General features: G+C 61.3%; 17 protein-coding genes. 8 read left to right on the top strand and 9 right to left on the bottom strand.

Annotated features, from left to right (window positions below):
• Nucleotides 1–12 precede the first annotated feature (12 nt).
• The 7 genes from B9Z49_RS02795 to B9Z49_RS02765 all read left to right on the top strand — a co-directional run bounded on the left by B9Z49_RS02795 (nt 13) and on the right by B9Z49_RS02765 (nt 7856).
• Nucleotides 13–1893 (top strand): DUF1800 family protein, encoded by a 1881-nt coding sequence (locus B9Z49_RS02795; protein WP_108351912.1) that lies wholly within the window; start codon nt 13–15, stop codon nt 1891–1893.
• Between the two features lie 12 nt (nt 1894–1905).
• Nucleotides 1906–3357 (top strand): DUF1501 domain-containing protein, encoded by a 1452-nt coding sequence (locus B9Z49_RS02790; RefSeq protein ID WP_108351911.1) that lies wholly within the window; start codon nt 1906–1908, stop codon nt 3355–3357.
• A gap of 192 nt (nt 3358–3549) precedes the next feature.
• Nucleotides 3550–4545: an aldo/keto reductase gene (locus B9Z49_RS02785; RefSeq protein ID WP_108351910.1), complete on the top strand. Its 996-nt coding sequence runs from the start codon at nt 3550–3552 to the stop codon at nt 4543–4545.
• A 105-nt stretch (nt 4546–4650) separates the two neighbouring features.
• Nucleotides 4651–4914, top strand: a complete 264-nt coding sequence (locus B9Z49_RS02780; protein WP_108351909.1) for a type II toxin-antitoxin system prevent-host-death family antitoxin — start codon at nt 4651–4653, stop codon at nt 4912–4914.
• Nucleotides 4915–4917: 3 nt separating this feature from the next.
• Entirely contained in the window at nt 4918–5367 is a 450-nt protein-coding gene (locus B9Z49_RS02775) for a PIN domain-containing protein (protein ID WP_108351908.1), read from the top strand.
• Nucleotides 5368–5427: 60 nt separating this feature from the next.
• Complete coding sequence (locus B9Z49_RS02770; RefSeq protein WP_108351907.1) at nt 5428–6630, top strand: FAD-dependent monooxygenase; 1203 nt, start codon at nt 5428–5430, stop codon at nt 6628–6630.
• Nucleotides 6631–6650: 20 nt separating this feature from the next.
• Nucleotides 6651–7856, top strand: coding sequence for a lytic murein transglycosylase (locus tag B9Z49_RS02765; RefSeq protein WP_108351906.1), 1206 nt, complete (start codon nt 6651–6653; stop codon nt 7854–7856).
• A 2-nt stretch (nt 7857–7858) separates the two neighbouring features.
• Here the strand turns inward: B9Z49_RS02765 and B9Z49_RS02760 are convergent, their stop codons facing one another.
• From B9Z49_RS02760 to B9Z49_RS02725, 8 genes are all read right to left on the bottom strand, one after another.
• Nucleotides 7859–10123 (bottom strand): xanthine dehydrogenase family protein molybdopterin-binding subunit, encoded by a 2265-nt coding sequence (locus B9Z49_RS02760; protein WP_108351905.1) that lies wholly within the window; start codon nt 10121–10123, stop codon nt 7859–7861.
• The gene (locus B9Z49_RS02755) at nt 10120–10587 is read right to left on the bottom strand and encodes a (2Fe-2S)-binding protein (RefSeq protein WP_108351904.1); all 468 of its coding nucleotides are present in this window, start codon (nt 10585–10587) and stop codon (nt 10120–10122) included. The genes B9Z49_RS02760 and B9Z49_RS02755 overlap by 4 nt, the downstream gene beginning before the upstream one ends.
• 118 nt (nt 10588–10705) lie before the next feature.
• Complete coding sequence (gene kynA, locus B9Z49_RS02750) at nt 10706–11599, bottom strand: tryptophan 2,3-dioxygenase (protein ID WP_108351903.1); 894 nt, start codon at nt 11597–11599, stop codon at nt 10706–10708.
• A gap of 10 nt (nt 11600–11609) precedes the next feature.
• Nucleotides 11610–12896 (bottom strand): kynureninase, encoded by a 1287-nt coding sequence (kynU, locus tag B9Z49_RS02745; RefSeq protein ID WP_199224963.1) that lies wholly within the window; start codon nt 12894–12896, stop codon nt 11610–11612.
• A 23-nt stretch (nt 12897–12919) separates the two neighbouring features.
• Nucleotides 12920–13546, bottom strand: coding sequence for an arylformamidase (kynB, locus tag B9Z49_RS02740; protein WP_108351902.1), 627 nt, complete (start codon nt 13544–13546; stop codon nt 12920–12922).
• Nucleotides 13547–13614: 68 nt separating this feature from the next.
• A complete protein-coding gene (locus B9Z49_RS02735; protein WP_108351901.1) occupies nt 13615–13923 on the bottom strand; it encodes a YkgJ family cysteine cluster protein in 309 nt (102 codons plus the stop codon).
• Nucleotides 13924–13969: 46 nt separating this feature from the next.
• Nucleotides 13970–14935 (bottom strand): ornithine carbamoyltransferase, encoded by a 966-nt coding sequence (gene argF / locus B9Z49_RS02730; RefSeq protein ID WP_108351900.1) that lies wholly within the window; start codon nt 14933–14935, stop codon nt 13970–13972.
• Nucleotides 14932–16134 (bottom strand): aspartate aminotransferase family protein, encoded by a 1203-nt coding sequence (locus B9Z49_RS02725; protein WP_108351899.1) that lies wholly within the window; start codon nt 16132–16134, stop codon nt 14932–14934. The genes argF and B9Z49_RS02725 overlap by 4 nt, the downstream gene beginning before the upstream one ends.
• A 210-nt stretch (nt 16135–16344) precedes the next feature.
• On the opposite strand from B9Z49_RS02725, the gene B9Z49_RS02720 reads away from it, so the two are divergent.
• Nucleotides 16345–16665 (top strand): DUF3579 domain-containing protein, encoded by a 321-nt coding sequence (locus B9Z49_RS02720; protein WP_108351898.1) that lies wholly within the window; start codon nt 16345–16347, stop codon nt 16663–16665.
• Nucleotides 16666–16920: 255 nt separating this feature from the next.
• On the opposite strand, the gene rpsT is transcribed toward B9Z49_RS02720, so the two are convergent.
• Nucleotides 16921–17235 carry a 30S ribosomal protein S20 gene (rpsT, locus tag B9Z49_RS02715; protein ID WP_108351897.1) on the bottom strand — a complete coding sequence of 105 codons (315 nt, stop codon included), beginning with the start codon at nt 17233–17235 and terminating at the stop codon, nt 16921–16923.
• Nucleotides 17236–17319 lie beyond the last annotated feature (84 nt).

Genomic DNA, 17319 nt, shown 5'->3' with positions numbered 1-17319 from the left:
CGCAGGCATTCGATGCGCAATTCCAAGACAAGCGTGCCCCAATCGGGGCTCGTGCAAGCGGACTCCTTGGCCATCTCGGGTCCTGAGAACAAGCACGTGCCGCTCGCCGATGCCCAGGGCCTGACACCTCCAGAAAGCGCGGATCAATCTCAGGCTCTTCGGTATGCATTGCCTGCAGGTTTGGTGGCATTCCTGAGCGCTTGTGGCGGCGGCGGCGGCAGTGCTGCCCCCGCCCCGGAAGTGCTTCCCCCCAGCGGGATTTCCCAAAGCCAGGCGTCCCGATTTCTCCAGCATGCTCAGTTCAGCGCCCGCTACGATGACATCAAAGCGGTCCAGACGCTGGGTTATGCCCCTTGGTTGGCCCAAGCCATGTCAAGGCCCAACAGCCTAGGCGGCTGGGAATGGCTCAAGGCCAAAGGCTACGACGCCATCAACACGGAAGAATATTTTTTCAAAGACAACCTGACCAACTACATGGTCTGGTACCAAGTTATGGCTTCGCCGGACCAGGTCAGACGACGGGTTGCTCTGGCTTTGTCTGAATTTTTCGTGGTGTCGGGCAACGGTCTGCAACTGAACTGGCCCGCTTTCCACATGGCCCGCTATTGGGACCTTTTGTGTGAACATGCCTTCGGCAATTTCCGAACATTGCTCGAGCACATCACACTCAGCCATGCGATGGGTTCGTTTCTGAACACGCTGGGCAATCAGAAGGAGGACCCTCAATCGGGCCGAGTACCTGATGAGAATTTTGCCCGCGAGGTGATGCAGCTCTTTACCATCGGCTTGGTAGAACTGTCTCTGGACGGTACGCCTAAAACCGGAGCCAATGGCCAGCCGATTGAGACTTACACCCTCAAAGACGTCAGCGGGTTGGCCAAAGTTTTCACAGGCTATGGTGAAGATGAAGGGGACGGTTTTTTCAACAGCCCTGCACCGCCTTACTCCCGGGTGCGCAATTTGGGCTTTACCCGCAAGCCCATGAAGTTCAATCCCAAAAGTCATTCGAACGCCGACAAGACTTTTTTGGGCGTTCGCATACCGGCTGGCACCGACGGACCCAACAGCCTTCGCATGGCGCTCGACACGCTTTTTAACCATCCCAATGTGGGCCCCTTCTTTGCGCGACAAATGATCCAGCGTTTGGTCACCAGCCATCCGGCCCCTGCATACGTGGCACGGGTTGCCAGTGCGTTCAACAACAACGGGCAAGGGGTTCGAGGGGATTTGGCGGCAGTCTTCACCGCCGTACTGCTCGACAAGGATGCTATTGGCCCTGAAAGTCTGGCTTCGAATGACTTTGGGAAGTTGCGGGAACCGGTGGTGCGCATTGCCCAGTGGGCTCAGACTTTCCGAGCCCAGTCCCTCAAAGGGACCTGGAAAATCGGCTCGCCCACTTGGTCCGCCGAAGAGTCGCTGGCGCAAAGCCCGCTCATGGCCCCTTCGGTCTTCAACTTTTTTCGGCCGGGCTACGTTCCTCCCGGAACAGTGCTGGCCAGCCGGGGTGCGACGGCACCTGAATTCCAGCTCGTCAACGAAAGCACGGTGTCCTCTTACATCAACTATCTGCAGTCGTTCCTTAACCGGGGCATGTTTGTCAGGGCCCCAGAGCTGCCCAGCAGCCCGATGGATCCGACCCCTACAGACGGCCCCGATATCGTGCCTGATTACAGCAGTGAGGCGGGGTTCGCCCACGATGGCAATGCCCTGGTGCAACACTTGAATTTGCTGTTGTGTGCGGGCCAAATGTCCGATGCCACACGCCAAGCGATCAGCCTGGCCTTGGATCAGGTCAACCTTCAAGCCTACGCATCAGACGATGCCCGTCGCCAGCAGGTCGCGCGGGCCTTGTTGCTGGTCATGAGCAGCCCAGATTACCTCATCCAGCGCTGAGTGGAGAACACCATGAATTCTGAAAAAGCCAGCGCTCAATCTCGTCGAACATTTCTGAAAAAAAGCAGCCTGATGGCTGCCGCCGGTGCGGCCGCTCCTTGGGCGCTGCAACTGGCCGCGATGGGCGAAGCTGCCGCCTTCAGTGGCGACGATTACAAAGCCTTGGTTTGCGTTTTCCTCTACGGCGGCAACGACTATGCCAACACCGTGGTCACTTACGACGAAGCCAGTCACCGTCGCTATGCCGATATTCGGGCGGCCGGAGCTGGCTCGGCTGCCGGCGGCATCGTGCTCTCACGCGCAGCGCTGGCCAACACGGTGCTCAAACCCGCCCAAGCTTTGCCTGAAGGACGCCAATATGCCCTTCACCCTTCCATGCCCAACCTGGCGGGGCTGTTTAACAGTGGGCAGGCCGGTGTCCAGCTCAATGTGGGTCCGCTGGTGGTGCCTTTGACGCGCCAACAATTTGAAAGCCAAGCCTACCCCATGCCGCCCAAGCTGTTTTCGCACAATGATCAGCAATCGCTGTGGCAATCCTCTTCCCCAGAAGGCTCCACCATCGGCTGGGGTGGGCGGCTTGGTGACATCGCCATGCCCAGCAACAGCCAGTCCCTGTTTACGTGCATTTCAGTCACGGGCAACAGCGTATTCCTGTCTGGACAGGATGCCTTGCAGTACCAGTGCAGCACCAGTGGTGCCATCAAGGTGCGCGCCCTCCAGAATAATGACTGGTTTTTTGGCAACCATGCGGAGATGCGCGCAACCTTGCTGAACATGATCCAGCAAAACAGGTCCCATGTTCTCCAAAATGAATACAACAATGTGATGCGACGAGCCTTGGCTGCGGAAGGCAAGGTCTCTTCAGCGCTCTCCAGTGTCAACCTGGGTACGGCCTTTGCCGACAACAATCTTTCACGCCAAATGCGCATGGTGGCCCGGTTGATCGGGGCTCGTCAGCGCTTGGGTGTCAAGCGCCAGGTCTTTATGGTGTCATTGGGAGGCTTTGATCTGCATGACAACCTGGTCGCGCGTCAACCCGGTCTTTTGCAGGAAGTGGACCAGGCCATTTCGACTTTCTACAAGGCCACGGTTGAGCTCGGGGTTTCTGACAAGGTCACCACGTTCACCGCATCCGATTTTGGGCGAACCCTCACCTCCAATGGCAACGGATCGGACCATGGCTGGGGGTCGCACCATTTTCTGGTGGGCGGTGCGGTCAAAGGCGCTCGATTTTATGGTGAGGCGCCACCCGTCAGTGCTTCCGACAGCAAGGACCCACAAGACCAATGGCATGTCGGGCAGGGCCGATTGCTGCCCCGAACATCCACAGACCAGTTTGCCGCGACTCTTGGGCGTTGGTTCGGTGTGGAGGAGGGCGAACTTGCGCAGATCCTGCCCAATCTGCGAAATTTTGGAAAATCGGCTGGACGGCTGGACTACCCGACGGATCTTGGCTTCCTGTAATTGCAGGCAACCGTGTGATGCCGAGGCCCCTCGGCATGTGCGCATTCAAAGCTGGTTGGGTGGGCGTTGCATCTTGGACAGGGCACGCTTTGGATGAAGTGCGTCACAGACAGACTGGCTTTGCACAGGTGACAGCCTGGGTTTTAAATTGGGTTTAGCCTTTATTGTCGAAACGCTCGTTCAAAGGACACCATGAAATTCACCACTCTGGGCAAAAGCCCCCTGAAAGTTTCCCGCCTGTGTTTGGGCACCATGATGTTTGGTGACCAGACACCTTTGGAAGATGCGCGAACGATGGTGGCCGATGCGCAAGAAAAGGGTTGCAACTTCATCGACACCGCCGATGTGTACACCCTGGGCAAATCCGAAGAAATGGTGGGCCAAATCCTCAAGGGACATCGCCAGCATTGGGTGTTGGCCAGCAAGGTCGGCAACCCGATGTCGAGCCGCCCCAACCATCAGGGCTACTCGCGCAGCTGGATGTTGCGGGCCTGCGAGGACAGTTTGCGCCGTTTGGGCACCGATTACCTGGACATTTACTACCTGCACCGCGACTACAACGGCATGAACCTCGAAGAGCCCTTGCGGGGCATCGAAGCCTTGCTGCGCGACGGCAAGATCCGCTATTGGGGCGTGTCAAATTTTCGGGGCTGGCGCATTGCCGAGATGGTCAACATGGCGCGACAGATGAACATGCCCGGCCCCGTGGTGTGCCAGCCTTATTACAACCTGCTCAACCGCTTGCCCGAGGTGGAAATTCTGGAGGCCTGCGGGCACTATGGTCTGGGCGTGGTGCCCTACAGCCCGATTGCACGCGGGGTGCTCACGGGCAAATATGCGCCCGGCCAGACTCCCGCAGAGGGCAGCCGCGCCGCCCGGGGCGACAAACGCATTCTGGAGACTGAGTTCCGCGAAGAGTCGTTGCAGATTGCACAAACTTTGCGACTGCATTGCGAACGCAAGGGCGTGTCGCTGGCGCACTTTGCCACCGCCTGGGTGCTTGCCAACCGAAATGTGAGTGCGGTCATTGCAGGCCCGCGCACGCTGGCGCAGTGGCAAGACTATGCGGGCGCACTGGATGTGGAGATCACCGCCGAAGACGAAGCCTTGGTCAACAGCTTGGTGGTCTCAGGCCATCCATCGTCGCCGGGTTACAACGACCCGTCTTATCCCGTGAATGGGCGCTGAAACCGACCTGTCTCTTTTCCTTTGACCGTCGCTGGAGTCAGCAGGGACCATTGACAAGTACCTTGAAATTTTTGTACAGTCTGTACATAAATCAAGGAGTTGACCATGTCAGACACCCCGCAATACGGACTCGAACAAGCCCGAGCACAGCTGCCGCTCATTGCCTCGGAGGCGGTGGCGGGCACCAGCAGCGTGATCACGCGCCACGGCAAACCGGTGGCGGTTGTGGTGCCGGTGGCGCAGTGGCGTGAGGAACAAGCCCGCTCTTTGAAGCAAGGCGGTATTTTGGTGTTGCGTGGTTCGGGGCGGGGCTTGTGGCCGGAGGGTGCGGCCCCAGCGGTGGCGCAACTTCGAGAAGAGTGGGCCTGACCGGTGGCGACCCGTGCCCGTGCTTCGGCGTCGCTGTGGGGCGGCCTGAGTGAGGGGGCCACTGTGCTCGTGGACACCGCGCCCTGGATTTACCTGCTCGAAGACCATGCCGAATTCGCGCCCCGTTTTTTGGGCCTGTTTGAGGCCGCAGAGCGTGGCCAGATTCAGCTGGCCTTGAGCACCGTGACCTTGGCCGAGGTGCTGACCGGGCCTTTCAAGGCGGGTCAAACAGCCTTGGCCAAACGCTATGAGACGGCTCTGGGCGCTTACCAAGTGGTGCCCTTGTCGGCGGCGGTGGCCAGTCTGGCTGCCCAGTTGCGTGTGCAATACCGACTCAAGTTGCCCGATGCGGTGCAGCTGGCCTCGGCGCTGGAGATTGGTGCTTCAGCCCTGGTCACCCATGACCGGGATTTTTCTGCGGTGCAGGGCTTGCCGGTGTTGATGGGCGCTTAGGCACATCCCTGCGTCACAGAGGCCGAGATTTGAAATGAGGGCTTCGCGGACAATCCCAGCATGACAAGCCAAGCGAATAAAGAGGTGGTGATTGCAGGCGGCGGTATTGGCGGCCTGGCCGCTGCTGTGGCGTGTGCGCAGCGCGGGGTGCCAGTGCAGTTGCTCGAGCGCGCAGCGCAGCTGAGCGAGGTGGGCGCGGGAATCCAGATCGGCCCGAACGTGACGCGCATTTTGCAGGCTTGGGGCTTGGGTGCGGCGCTGGCGCAGGTAGCGGCTTTCCCTGAGCAGTTGCAAGCGCGCGATGCCCAAACCGGGCAGGTGCTGGGCACGCTGACTTTGGGCTCGCGGGCGCAGGCACGGTATGGCGCGCCTTACGCCACCATCCACCGGGCCGATTTGCAGGGCTTGTTACACCGGGCAGCCCAGAGCGCTGGGGTGGACCTGCGGCTGGGGCAGTCTGTGCAAGGCTGGCAGGGCAGCGAAGCGGCTTTACAAGTGAACACGGCGCAAGGCCTCAGCCTTCAGGCCAGCGCCCTGATCGGGGCCGATGGCGTGTGGAGTGCAGTGCGCCAGAAACTGCTGGGCGATGCCCCGGCGCGCTTTACCGGGCACCTGGCGTATCGGGCGCTCGTGGCGCAGGCCGATTTGCCCACGCACTTGCGCAGCGACCAGGTCACCGTGTGGATGGGGCCGCGACTGCATGTGGTGCATTACCCGGTGCGCAGCGGGCAGTGGCTCAATTTGGTGGCCATCGTGCATGGTGCCAAACCCGAGCAATCTCAAGACTGGGACCAAGCTGGGCAAACCCAGGCGCTGATGCAGGCCATGGGCGCGGTGGGCCGCGATTTGCACGAGCGTTTGGCATCGGTACCCGCCTGGCGGCAGTGGGCGCTGCACGACCGAGCGCCCGTGAGCGCACCCGGCCAAATGGCCCAAGGCCGCGTCGCTTTGCTCGGCGACGCAGCGCACCCCATGCGGCCTTATTTGGCGCAGGGCGCGGGCATGGCCATCGAAGACGCTCAGGTGCTGGCCCAGTGCCTGAGCGCAGGCAGCGTGCCGGTCACCCAGCAGTTACAGGCCTATGCGGAGCAACGCTGGGCGCGCAACGCCCGAGTGCAATCACGCGCCATTCGCAACGGACGCATCTTCCACGCGACTGGCCCTGTGGCGCTGGGGCGCAACCTGTCGATGCGGCTCATGGGGGAGCGGGTCATGGATGTGCCATGGTTGTATGGCGATGGGCCGATTTCGGGCAATCAATAAACTTTCAGGGACTTTTCTTCATGACTCTAGGTCCATCCAACCCATTCACCACCGCCCTTGTGCTGGCCAGTGCTTTGCTCGCACCCGCCGCTTGGGCACAAAGCACCGATTTGTCGGCTTGCATGGCCGAGTTGCGCCCTGCTGCACGCAGCGGCAAAGTGAGCGACGCCACCTGGGCGCGCCACACGGCGGGCCTGCAGGCTGACTTCAGCGTGATCGAGAAGCTGAACTTCCAGCCCGAATTTCGCACCGCCATTTGGGACTACATGTCGGCGCTGGTGGACGAGGAGCGTGTGGCCGATGGCGCGGCGCGTTTGGCCCAGCACCGCCCAGCGCTGGCGCGTGCCGAAGAGCGCTTTGGCGTGGACCCGGCCACGGTGGTGGCGGTCTGGGGCGTCGAGAGTAATTTTGGCCAGACCTTTGGCAAATACCCGCTGGTGCAGGCGCTGGGCACGCTGTCGTGCCACGGGCGGCGGCAAAGCTATTTCAGAGGCGAGTTTTTTGCGGCGCTGCGCATTTTGCAAGCTGGGCACATCGCCCCCTATCGTTTCGTGGGCTCCTGGGCGGGGGCCTTTGGCCACACCCAGTTCATGCCCAGCACCTTTGAGCGCCTGGCGGTGGACTTTGATGGCGACGGCCGTGCCGACCTGATGGACAGCAGCGTGGACGCGTTGGGCTCGACCGCCAACTTTTTGGCCCGAGCAGGCTGGCAGCGCGGCTTGCCCTGGGGCATCGAGGTCAAGTTGCCAGCCGGGATTTCTTTGGCCGGAGAAGGCCGCCGCAGCAAGCGCCCGGTGTCTGAATGGACCGCCCGTGGCGTGCGCCGCATCGATGGCGCTGCCTTGCCAGAGAGTTTGGGCAACGTGGGCTTGCTGACGCTGGCCAGTGCCAACGGCCCAGCGTTTTTGGTGACGCGCAACTTTGATGCGCTCTACAGCTACAACGCCGCCGAAAGCTACGGCTTGGCGATTGCCCACCTGAGCGACCGCCTGAGCGGCGGTAGCCCATTCGTCACGCCTTGGCCGACCGATGACGCAGGCCTCTCGCGCGCCGAGCGGCGTGAGCTGCAGGGCCTGCTGATGATGCGCGGCCACGACATTGGCTCCATCGACGGCATGTTGGGCGACAAATCGCGCGAGGCGATCCGTGCCGAACAAAAGCGTCTTGGCATGGAGGCCAATGGCCGTGGCGGCCAAAAAATCCTCAAGACGCTGCGCGGGGGCTGAACTCACACCCCCAAAGGCAAAGCCCGCTGCCGCTTGCCTGTGAGTGCAAACAGCGCATTTCCCACGGCCGGTGCCAGCGGCGGCACCGCCGGTTCGCCCACGCCTGCCGGGTGGCGGGTGCTGGGCACGATGATGGTTTCCACCACCGGGGTCTGGCTGAGCGTTAGCATGGGGGCGTCAGAAAAGTTGCTTTGTTGCACCACGCTACCCACGATGTCGATCTTGCCGAAAAGCGCGGCGCTCAGTGCATAGACCACGCTGCTTTCCATTTGCTGGGCCACTGTGCCGGGGTTGACCACAGTGCCACAGTCGATAGCACACACCACGCGGTGCACGCGGATCTGGCCGTTGGCCAGCGAGACCTCGGCCACTTGGGCCACGATGGAGCCAAAGGATTTGTGCAGCGCGATGCCCCGAGCACGGCCTGCGGGCAGTGGCGTTCCCCAGCCCGCTTTGTCGGCCACCAGCTGCAGCACAGCGGCATAGCGCGGCGCGTCTTTCAACAGCTTCAAGCGGAAGGCGAGCGGGTCTTGTTTTGTGGCAGCAGCCAGTTCGTCGATGAAGCTTTCCGAGAAGAAGGCGTTGTGCGAATGGCCCACCGAGCGCCAAAAGCCGACGGGCACGCCAGATTGGGTGGCCACATGGCTCATGTGCTGGCTGGCAAAACCGTAGGGCAAATCGAACAGGCCTTCGGAGGTGGTTTTGTCAGGCATGTCGATGGGGCCTGACAGGTGGGGCGCAGCCCGCGCCATCCAGCGCGGGGTGATGGCGTCACCGGCCGACTTGATGCGCAAGCTGGTGACTTCACCTTTCTCGTCCAGCGAGGCCTGGAACTTGGCCAGGTGCATGGGCCGGTAAAAGTCGTGCTTCATGTCCTCTTCGCGCGACCAGCTCAGTTGCACCGGTTGGCCCTCGCAGGCCATGGCCACTTGCACGGCTTGGCCGACAAAGTCGACGTCCAGGCGACGACCGAACCCACCACCCAGTTGAGTGACATGGACCGTCACCTGTTCTTTGTCGACCTTGGCTACTTTGGCGGCCATGTCACGGGCCATTTGCGGCACTTGTGTGGGCACCCAGATCTCGACCTTGCCATCTTTGACTTGCGCTGTGCAGTTCATCGGCTCCATCGTGACGTGGGCCAGGTAGGGCGCTTGGTACAGGGCGTCGATGCGGGTGGTGGCGGCTTTTTCAGCCTGGGTGGGCACGCCTTGTTCGTGGAAGGTGAAGCCGCTGTCCTCGTTCAGAGCCTTGAGCAGGTCGGCCTGGATGCGCTGGGTGTCCAATGCGCCCGTGGCAGGGGCCTGCCACTGCACTTTCACGGCCTGCACGCCTTGGCGGGCGTGCCAGGTGGTTTGGCCCACCACGGCCAAGCCTGCAGTGCCGCCGCCCCAGGCGTCAAGCGGCACAACTTTGGAAACACCTTTCAATGCCAAGGCGTCTTTCGTGTCCATGGACGCAGCGCTGCCGCCCAGCATGGGGCACATCTGCACAGCCGCAAACAGCATGCCGGGCAGACGCACGTCCAAGCCGAAGGTGGCTTGGCCTGTGACTTTGGCCGGGATGTCCGTGCGAGGCGCGGGTTGGCCGATGAGCTTCCAGTTTTCGCGCGATTTGGTTTGGATGCCCGAGGGCGTGCTGCCCGAAGCAGCGGCCACCATCTGGCCGTAGTGCGCTGACTGGCCCGAGGCGTGCTTCATCACGCCAGCGGTCACGGTGATGTCGCTGGCGGGCACTTTCCATGTGGTAGCTGCGGCCTGCACCAGACTGGCGCGCGCAGTGGCAGCGGCCATTCGCAAAGGCTCCCACAAATCGGCAATCGAAGACGAGCCACCCGTGGCATTGAGGCCCAGTTCGCGGGCGATCTTGCCCACCATCCACTCGGCCAGTTTGATCTTGGCAGGTTTTTCCCCCTCGCTGTCCAGCGGGTGAAAGGGCAGGCTGGCCACCAGCATGGCCACGTTGCCGTAAATGCTGTCGGCCCCGGCCTGCTCCAAACGCACGCGGCTCAATGGCACATCCAGCTCTTCGGCCACCAACATGGCCAGCGCCGTGTGCACGCCTTGGCCCATTTCGCTGCGGGGCATGGCCAGCACCACGGCGCCATCGGCGGCGATCTTGATCCAGCCGTTAAGGGCGACATCGCCTTGGGTTTTGAGCATGAGTTCGGGTGAGCCCAGGCGTGATCGGGCGGGCATCACGCCCCAGCCGACGACCAATGCGCCGGTCGCGCCCAAGGCGCTGAGTAACCAGGTGCGGCGTTTCATGCGGCACCGCCTTTCTTCATGACGGCAGCAGCGCGGTGAATGGCCTTGCGCACGCGCTGGTAAGTGCCGCAGCGGCACAGGTTGGTCATGGCGGCGTCAATCTCTGCGTCGCTGGGCTGGGGGGTTTTGTCGAGCAGTGCGGCCGCTGCCATCAGCATGCCGCTTTGGCAGTAGCCGCATTGGGGCACTTGTTCGGCAATCCATGCGGCTTGCAAGGGGTGCGGTTTTTCTGCGGTGCCCAAGGACTCGATGGTTTTGATCGCTTGTTGGGCCACCGCAGACACGGACGTCACACACGAGCGCACAGGCTGACCGTCCACATGCACCGTGCAGGCCCCGCAAGCGGCGATGCCGCAGCCGAATTTGGTGCCCGTAAGCTGAAGTTCGTCGCGCAGCACCCACAGCAAGGGCATGCTCGGGTCGGCGGTGGATGTGCGGCTTTGGCCGTTGATGTTCAGTTGCACAGTGTTTTCCGGGAGTGTGGTTCGAGCGAGATGTTAACGGTCTTACGTCTATGACGCAGAGTTTTTCCTTTGTAGGAGCCCTCCCCGTAGGTGCGGCATCTTCGCTTCACCCGGGCGTTCACAGCTGAGTGCGCAGCGTCCATATTTCCGGGAAAAGCACCACATCGAGCATCTTGCGCAAATAACTCACGCCGCCTGTGCCGCCCGTGCCGCGCTTGAATCCGATCACGCGTTCCACCGTGGTCACATGCCGAAATCGCCACAGACGGAAGGCGTCTTCCAAATCGGTGAGTTCTTCGCCCAGTTGGTACAGGTCCCAATGTGCCTTGGGGTTGCGGTAGACCACGAGCCAGGCGTTTTCTACCGCATCGCTGGCCGGGTAGGGCTGACGCCAGTCGCGCTGGGTGTGGGTGTCAGGCACCTCCAGACCTCGGCGCTGCAACAGACGCAAGCACTCGTCGTAAAGCGATGGCGCTTCGTAAGCCGCTTGCACGATGGCCGAGAGGTCGGGGCGGTGCGCGTGGAGCTGCAGCATGGCGGCGTTCTTGTTGCCCATCGCAAATTCGATGCAGCGGTATTGCCAACTTTGAAAGCCGCTGGACTGCGCCAGATAAGGGCGGATAGCACTGTACTCGGGGGGTGTCATGGTGGCCAGCACATCCCAGGCGTGCACCAGCTGCTCCATGATGCGGCTGACGCGGGCGAGCTTCTTGAACGCATCGGGCAGCTCGTCGGCCGCAATATTCTGCATGGCCGCTTGCAACTCGTGCAGCATCAGCTTCATCCACAATTCGCTGGTTTGGTGCTGCACGATGAACAGCATCTCGTTGTGGTCGGGGGATAGCGGTTGTTGTGCGTTCAGGATGGCGTCGAGCTGCAGGTAGTCGCCGTAGCTCATGCGACCGTCAAAGTCGAGCTGGGCTTTTTCTTCTTGCACGATGCGCTCGCCTGGCGCTTTGCTGGTGCTTGCCGTGTTGGAGGCGGAGGCTGAGGAGAATGGGCAGGAACTCATGGCGGGGCTTTCAGGTCACGGCGTTCTTTTGGGCAAAGCGGGTGCCCAGCCATTCACCACTTTGCATGACCTGGCAAAGGTGTTCTGCCGCGTGCCACACATCGGCGTAGCCGATGTAAAGCGGCGTGAAACCAAAGCGCAAGATGTCGGCGTGCAAGCCGCCATCGCCCGCCCGGAAGTCACCAATCACGCCGCGCGCAATCAGGGCCTGCACGATGGCGTAAGCGCCCTCGGCCCGGGTCAGGCTCACTTGCGAGCCGCGCAGGGCTTCTTCGGCCGGGGTGGCGATGCCAAAGCCGTGCCCGTGCAGGCGGGTGCGCACCAGTTGCATGAACAGACCCGTGAGCGCCAATGACTTTTGGCGCAGCGCAGCCATGCCGCCCAGTGCTTCGGCACTCAAAAAAGCATCCAGGCCGCAGTCCAGCGCCGTGAGGCTCAAGATGGGTTGGGTGCCGCATTGGTAGCGGGTGATGCCTTTGGCAGGTTGGTAGTCGGGTGTGAAGGCAAAGGGCGCGGCATGGCCCCACCACCCGGCCAGCGGTTGCCAAAAGCGGTCGGTGTGTTGTGGGTGCACCCATACAAAAGCCGGTGCGCCGGGGCCGCCGTTCAAGTATTTGTAGCCGCAGCCCACTGCAAAGTCGGCCCCCGAGCCGTTCAGGTTGACCGGCACCGCGCCTGCACTGTGCGCTAGGTCCCATACCGTGAGGGTGCCTTGGGCGTGGGCCTGCGCGGTGAGGGCCTGCATGTCGTGCATGGCACCGGTACGGTAGTTCACATGCGTGAGCATCAGCACCGCCACATCGGCTTGCAGGGCGGCGGCGATTTCGTGGGCTTCGACCAGTTGGAGGGTGTAGCCGCGCTCTTTGCACAAGGCCTCGGCGATGTAGAGGTCGGTCGGAAAGTTGCTGCGCTCGCTGATGATTTTGGTTTTGTGCGGGTGGTCGGCTTTGGCGATGTGCAGCGCTGCGGCCAACACTTTGAACAGGTTGATCGAGGTGCTGTCGGCGGCCACCACCTCACCCGGCTGGGCGCCGATGACGCGTGCGATCTTGTCGCCCACGCGCTGGGGCAGGGTGAACCAGCCTGCGGTGTTCCAGCTTTTGATCAGGTCGGTACCCCATTCGTGCGTCACGGCATGGGCCACGCGGGCCGGGGCGGTTTTGGGCAGCACGCCCAGTGAGTTGCCATCCAGGTAGATCACGCCGGGGGGCAAATCGAATTGCTCGCGCAAGGGGCGCAGCGGGTCCTGTTGGTCCAGCAGTTCGCAGTCTTGCAAGCTTGGGGTGAGGTTCATCATGGAGGTGTCTTTTAAAAAACTGTTCAAAGTTCGCGCAAGACCGCTCGCACGGGGCTGGCGTCGGCGCTCATGAGTTTCAGGGGCAGGGCGATCAGCTCGTAATCGCCTTCGGGCACTTCGTCGAGCAACAGGTTTTCCAGCACGCGCAGGCCGCGCTGGCGGATGGCTTGGTGGCTGGGGAGTTGCTTGCTCTCAGCCGGGTCGATGCTGGCGCTGTCGATGCCGATCAGTTGAACGCCCAGATCGGCCAGGTGCTGCACGCAGGTGGGGTCAAAGCCGGTGAGTTGGGTGTCGAACTGCGCGAGCGGAAACTGGCGGTAAGTGCGTACCAGCACGCGTGGGGGCAGATCGGCCAGTGCGTGTTGCAAGTGCGCAAGGGTGATCAGCGGGCTGGCGTTTAGCGCGTGGATGACGCGGCAGTGGCCCAAAAAAGGCAGCAGGTCCAAAGCGCCCACGGCCGCACCTTCAGGGTCGTAATGCAGCGGGGCATCGGCATGCGCGCCCACATGGGGCGATAGAGTGATGGCGCTCACGTTCACCGGGCAGGTATCTGACAGCGTGGCGGCCCATTGCTGGACGTAAGGTGTGTCGCCCGGAAAGACTGGGCTGTGCGCCTGCACGGGCGGAGAAATGTCCCAAAGTTTTTTCATCGTGCGTGAAGGTAGCACCGCGCTAAAAGCCGTGGTGTCGGTTATTTCCAACACCCGTGAAAATGAATTCAGACGTTCAGCGCTGGCAGGCCTTGGCGGCGGCGGGCTTGTTCACAGGCGGGGCTGCCTTCTTCAAACTCACGACAGGGCGATGGGCGCCATTCGTAAATGCCGCAAATGGCTTTTTCGCCAGTCTTGCCATACAGCGCCGCACAACGTGGCGGGCTGTGGTCGGTGCCGCGCATGCGGCAGGTGTGCTCGGTGATCGGCGAAGCCAAGCCTGCGGGCACATCGCCGCCGCCTTCTTCGTATTCGTAAACGGAAAAGTCCACCCGAAAGCTCACGCAGCAAGCGCCGCAGGTGGAGCAGTGGGACATGGGGTGAAAAGGGGGATGGACCCCGGATCAAGTGAGGGGTGACAGATCAAGCTTTGATGCGACCCAGCAGCAAAAACTCCATGAGCGCTTTTTGTGCATGCATGCGGTTTTCGGCTTCGTCCCATACGACCGATTGTGGGCCGTCGATGACTTCTTCGCTGACTTCTTCCCCCCGGTGCGCGGGCAGGCAGTGCATGAACAGGGCGTCGGGCTTGGCCACTTGCATCATGGTTTCGTCCACGCACCAATCGGCAAAGGCTTTTTTGCGCGCTTCGTTTTCGGCCTCAAAGCCCATGCTGGTCCACACGTCGGTGGTCACGAGGTCTGCACCCCGGCAGGCGTCTTCGGGGTCTTTGAAAATTTTGTAGCTGTCGGCGCTGCGCAAACCGGCCACGGCCTGGTCCACCTCGTAGCCGCTGGGCGTGCTCAGGTGCACCGTGAAGCCCAGCAATTCGGAGGCTTGCAACCAGGTGTTGGCCATGTTGTTGCCGTCGCCGACCCAGGCCACCACCTTGCCCTTAAGACAGTCCAGAACGTTGCCTTCGGCCCCACGTGAACCCCGGTGCTCGATGTAGGTGAAGATGTCGGCCAGGATCTGACAGGGGTGGAACTCGTTGGTCAGGCCGTTGATGACGGGTACACGCGAGTGCGAGGCAAAGCGCTCAATCTTGTCCTGACCGTAGGTGCGGATCATCACCAGATCGGTCATGCGGCTGATCACGCGGGCGCTGTCTTCGATGGGCTCAGATCGCCCTAGCTGGCTGTCGCCTGTGGTCAGGTGCACCACCGAGCCGCCGAGCTGGTACATGCCGGCTTCAAAGCTCACGCGGGTGCGGGTGCTGGCTTTTTCAAAAATCATCGCCAGCGTGCGGTCGGCCAGCGGGTGGTATTTTTCGTAGGCCTTGAACTTGCGCTTGATCTCAGCGGCGCGAGCAAACACATGTGCGTACTCTTCAGCCGAGAGGTCGGTGAACTGCAGGTAGTGCCTCACGGGCGCTGGGGCGTTGCTCATGGCGTTTCTGCCAAAAAAGTCTTGATCAGGGGCACCAAAATGGCGACCACCTCGTCGGCTTCGGCCTCGGTCATGATCAGCGGCGGTACCAAGCGGATCACGCTGTCGGCCGTCACGCTCAGAAGCAAACCAGCTTCTGCGGCGCGCGTCCAGATGGCACCGCAGGGGCGGTCGAGTTCAATGCCCAGCATCAGGCCTTGACCCCTAATTTCCTTCACGCCTTGCACCCCTGCCAGGGCTTTTTCAAGTGCACCGCGCAGATGGTCACCCACCCGTGCTGCATTGGCCATCAGGCCGTCTTTTTCCATGATGCGGATGGTTTCGACCCCAGCGCGCATGGCCAGCGGGTTGCCGCCAAAAGTGGTGCCGTGGTTGCCGGGCTGGAAGATGTGGGCGGCCTTGGGGCCCGCCACCACCGCACCAATCGGCACGCCCGAGCCCAGGCCCTTGGCCAGCGGCATCACGTCGGGAACGATGCCAGACCACTGGTGTGCGAACCACTTGCCCGTGCGACCCATGCCGCACTGTACTTCGTCCACCATCATCAGCCAGTCTTTTTGGTCGCACAGGGCGCGCACTTGCTGCAGGTATTCGATACGCATTGGGTTGATGCCACCTTCACCCTGAATGGTTTCCATGAACACGGCCACCACATTGGGATTGCCTTCGGTGGCTTTTTTCAGGGCTTCGATGTCGTTGACTGGCACGCGCACAAAACCTTCGAGCATGGGGCCAAAGCCAGTTTTGAGCTTTTCGTTGGCGGTGGCGCTCAGCGTGGCGATGCTGCGGCCATGGAAAGCTTTTTCGTAAACCACGATTTCGGGTCGCTCGATGCCTTTGTCGTGGCCGTATTTGCGCGCCAGCTTGATGGCCGCTTCGTTGGCTTCGAGGCCGGTGCAGCAGAAAAACACGTTGGTCATGCCTGACAGCTCGACCAGCTTTGCCGCCAGCACTTCGGCGTTGGGCACATGGAAATAGTTGCAGCTGTGGATCATCTTGCTGATTTGGTCCTGTAGAGCAGGCACCAGATCCGGGTGGTTGTGGCCCAAGGTGTTCACGGCGATGCCAGCGAGGGCATCGAGGTACGGCTTGCCATTGACGTCCCAGACTCGGCAACCTTGACCATGGCTGAGCGCGATGGGCAGTCGGCCATAGGTGTTCATGGTGTGCGGTGAGGCGGCTTCAATGTGAGCGGTCATGCGTGAACTCCGAAAATAAAAAGCGGCTCAACATCAAGAGCCGTTGGAGTGAGATTTTAGAGGCAGAAAGGGCGAGAGGCGGCCTGTCCTTTCCAGCCTTTTACCAAGGGATTTTGAATGGCTTTAAGTCTTATATAAGATAGAATACTTGGGTAAACCCGTGGGTGGCGATCCCGCCCTGCAGGTCCGACCGAATTACACCTCTATCCGATGGTTTCCAACAACGCCAAAGAAGTCTTCATCCAGGGCATCACCCAGGAAGGCAAGCCTTTCAGGCCCAGCGACTGGGCCGAACGCTTGGCGGGCGTCATGAGCCCCTTTCGCCCCGGCGGCGCCTCCCCCGGCAGTCACCTGAGTTATTCGCCTTGGTGCATTCCCACCACCTTGGCGGGGGTGAAGTGTGTCATCGTGAATCACGATCTGCGCGATCACAACGTCATGGCCTGGGATTTCGTGATGAACTTCGCGCGCGACAACGGCTTGCAAGTGGCTGAAGCCTGTTTGTTGCCTGACCCACCCTCCCAAAAATAACCCGACCAAAAAAACCAAACCGCCTTCGGGCGGTTTTTTCATGTTGAGCCCACAAAGCCGGGGGCAGGGCATTGGTGTGTGACGATTTTTGCGAGCGAAACGAGTCATGAGGAACCCGCTAATGCCCTGCCCCCGGCGGGTTACGAGCGACCATGAAAAAACCGCCCGAAGGCGGTTTAGTTTTCGCGGACAGCGCACCCGTTTCAAACGGCAGCGAGGACTGGCCTCGCCGGGCTGTTGATCTGGTGGAGCGGATCAGGCTGCAGCAGGCGCTGCGGAAAGGGCCAAGGTCTTGACTTTGGCGCTCAGGCGGCTCTTGTCACGAGCTGCCTTGTTCTTGTGGAAGATGCCCTTGTCGGCAATGATGTCCACCACGGTTTGCATTTTGGCAAACAACTCTGTGGCTTTGGACTTGTCGCCTGCTGCAACGGCTTTTTCGACGTTTTTCACAGCAGTGCGGTATTTGGAGCGCAACGAAGAGTTCGCGGCATTAATTTTGACGTCTTGACGGACGCGTTTGCGGCCAGAAGCAAGGCGGGGGTTTTTCTTTTTGGGTTTAGCGGATGCCATGTATAAATTCTTTCAATGTCTGAGGATGATGTCCAGCGAACCGAATATTCTAGCAGACCTTCAGCGAGCGTTCTGCTCTGAGTA

This window comes from Limnohabitans sp. 2KL-51 (assembly GCF_003063645.1).
GTDB lineage: Bacteria > Pseudomonadota > Gammaproteobacteria > Burkholderiales > Burkholderiaceae_C > Limnohabitans_A.
This window is presented reverse-complemented; position numbering and strand designations above follow the sequence as displayed.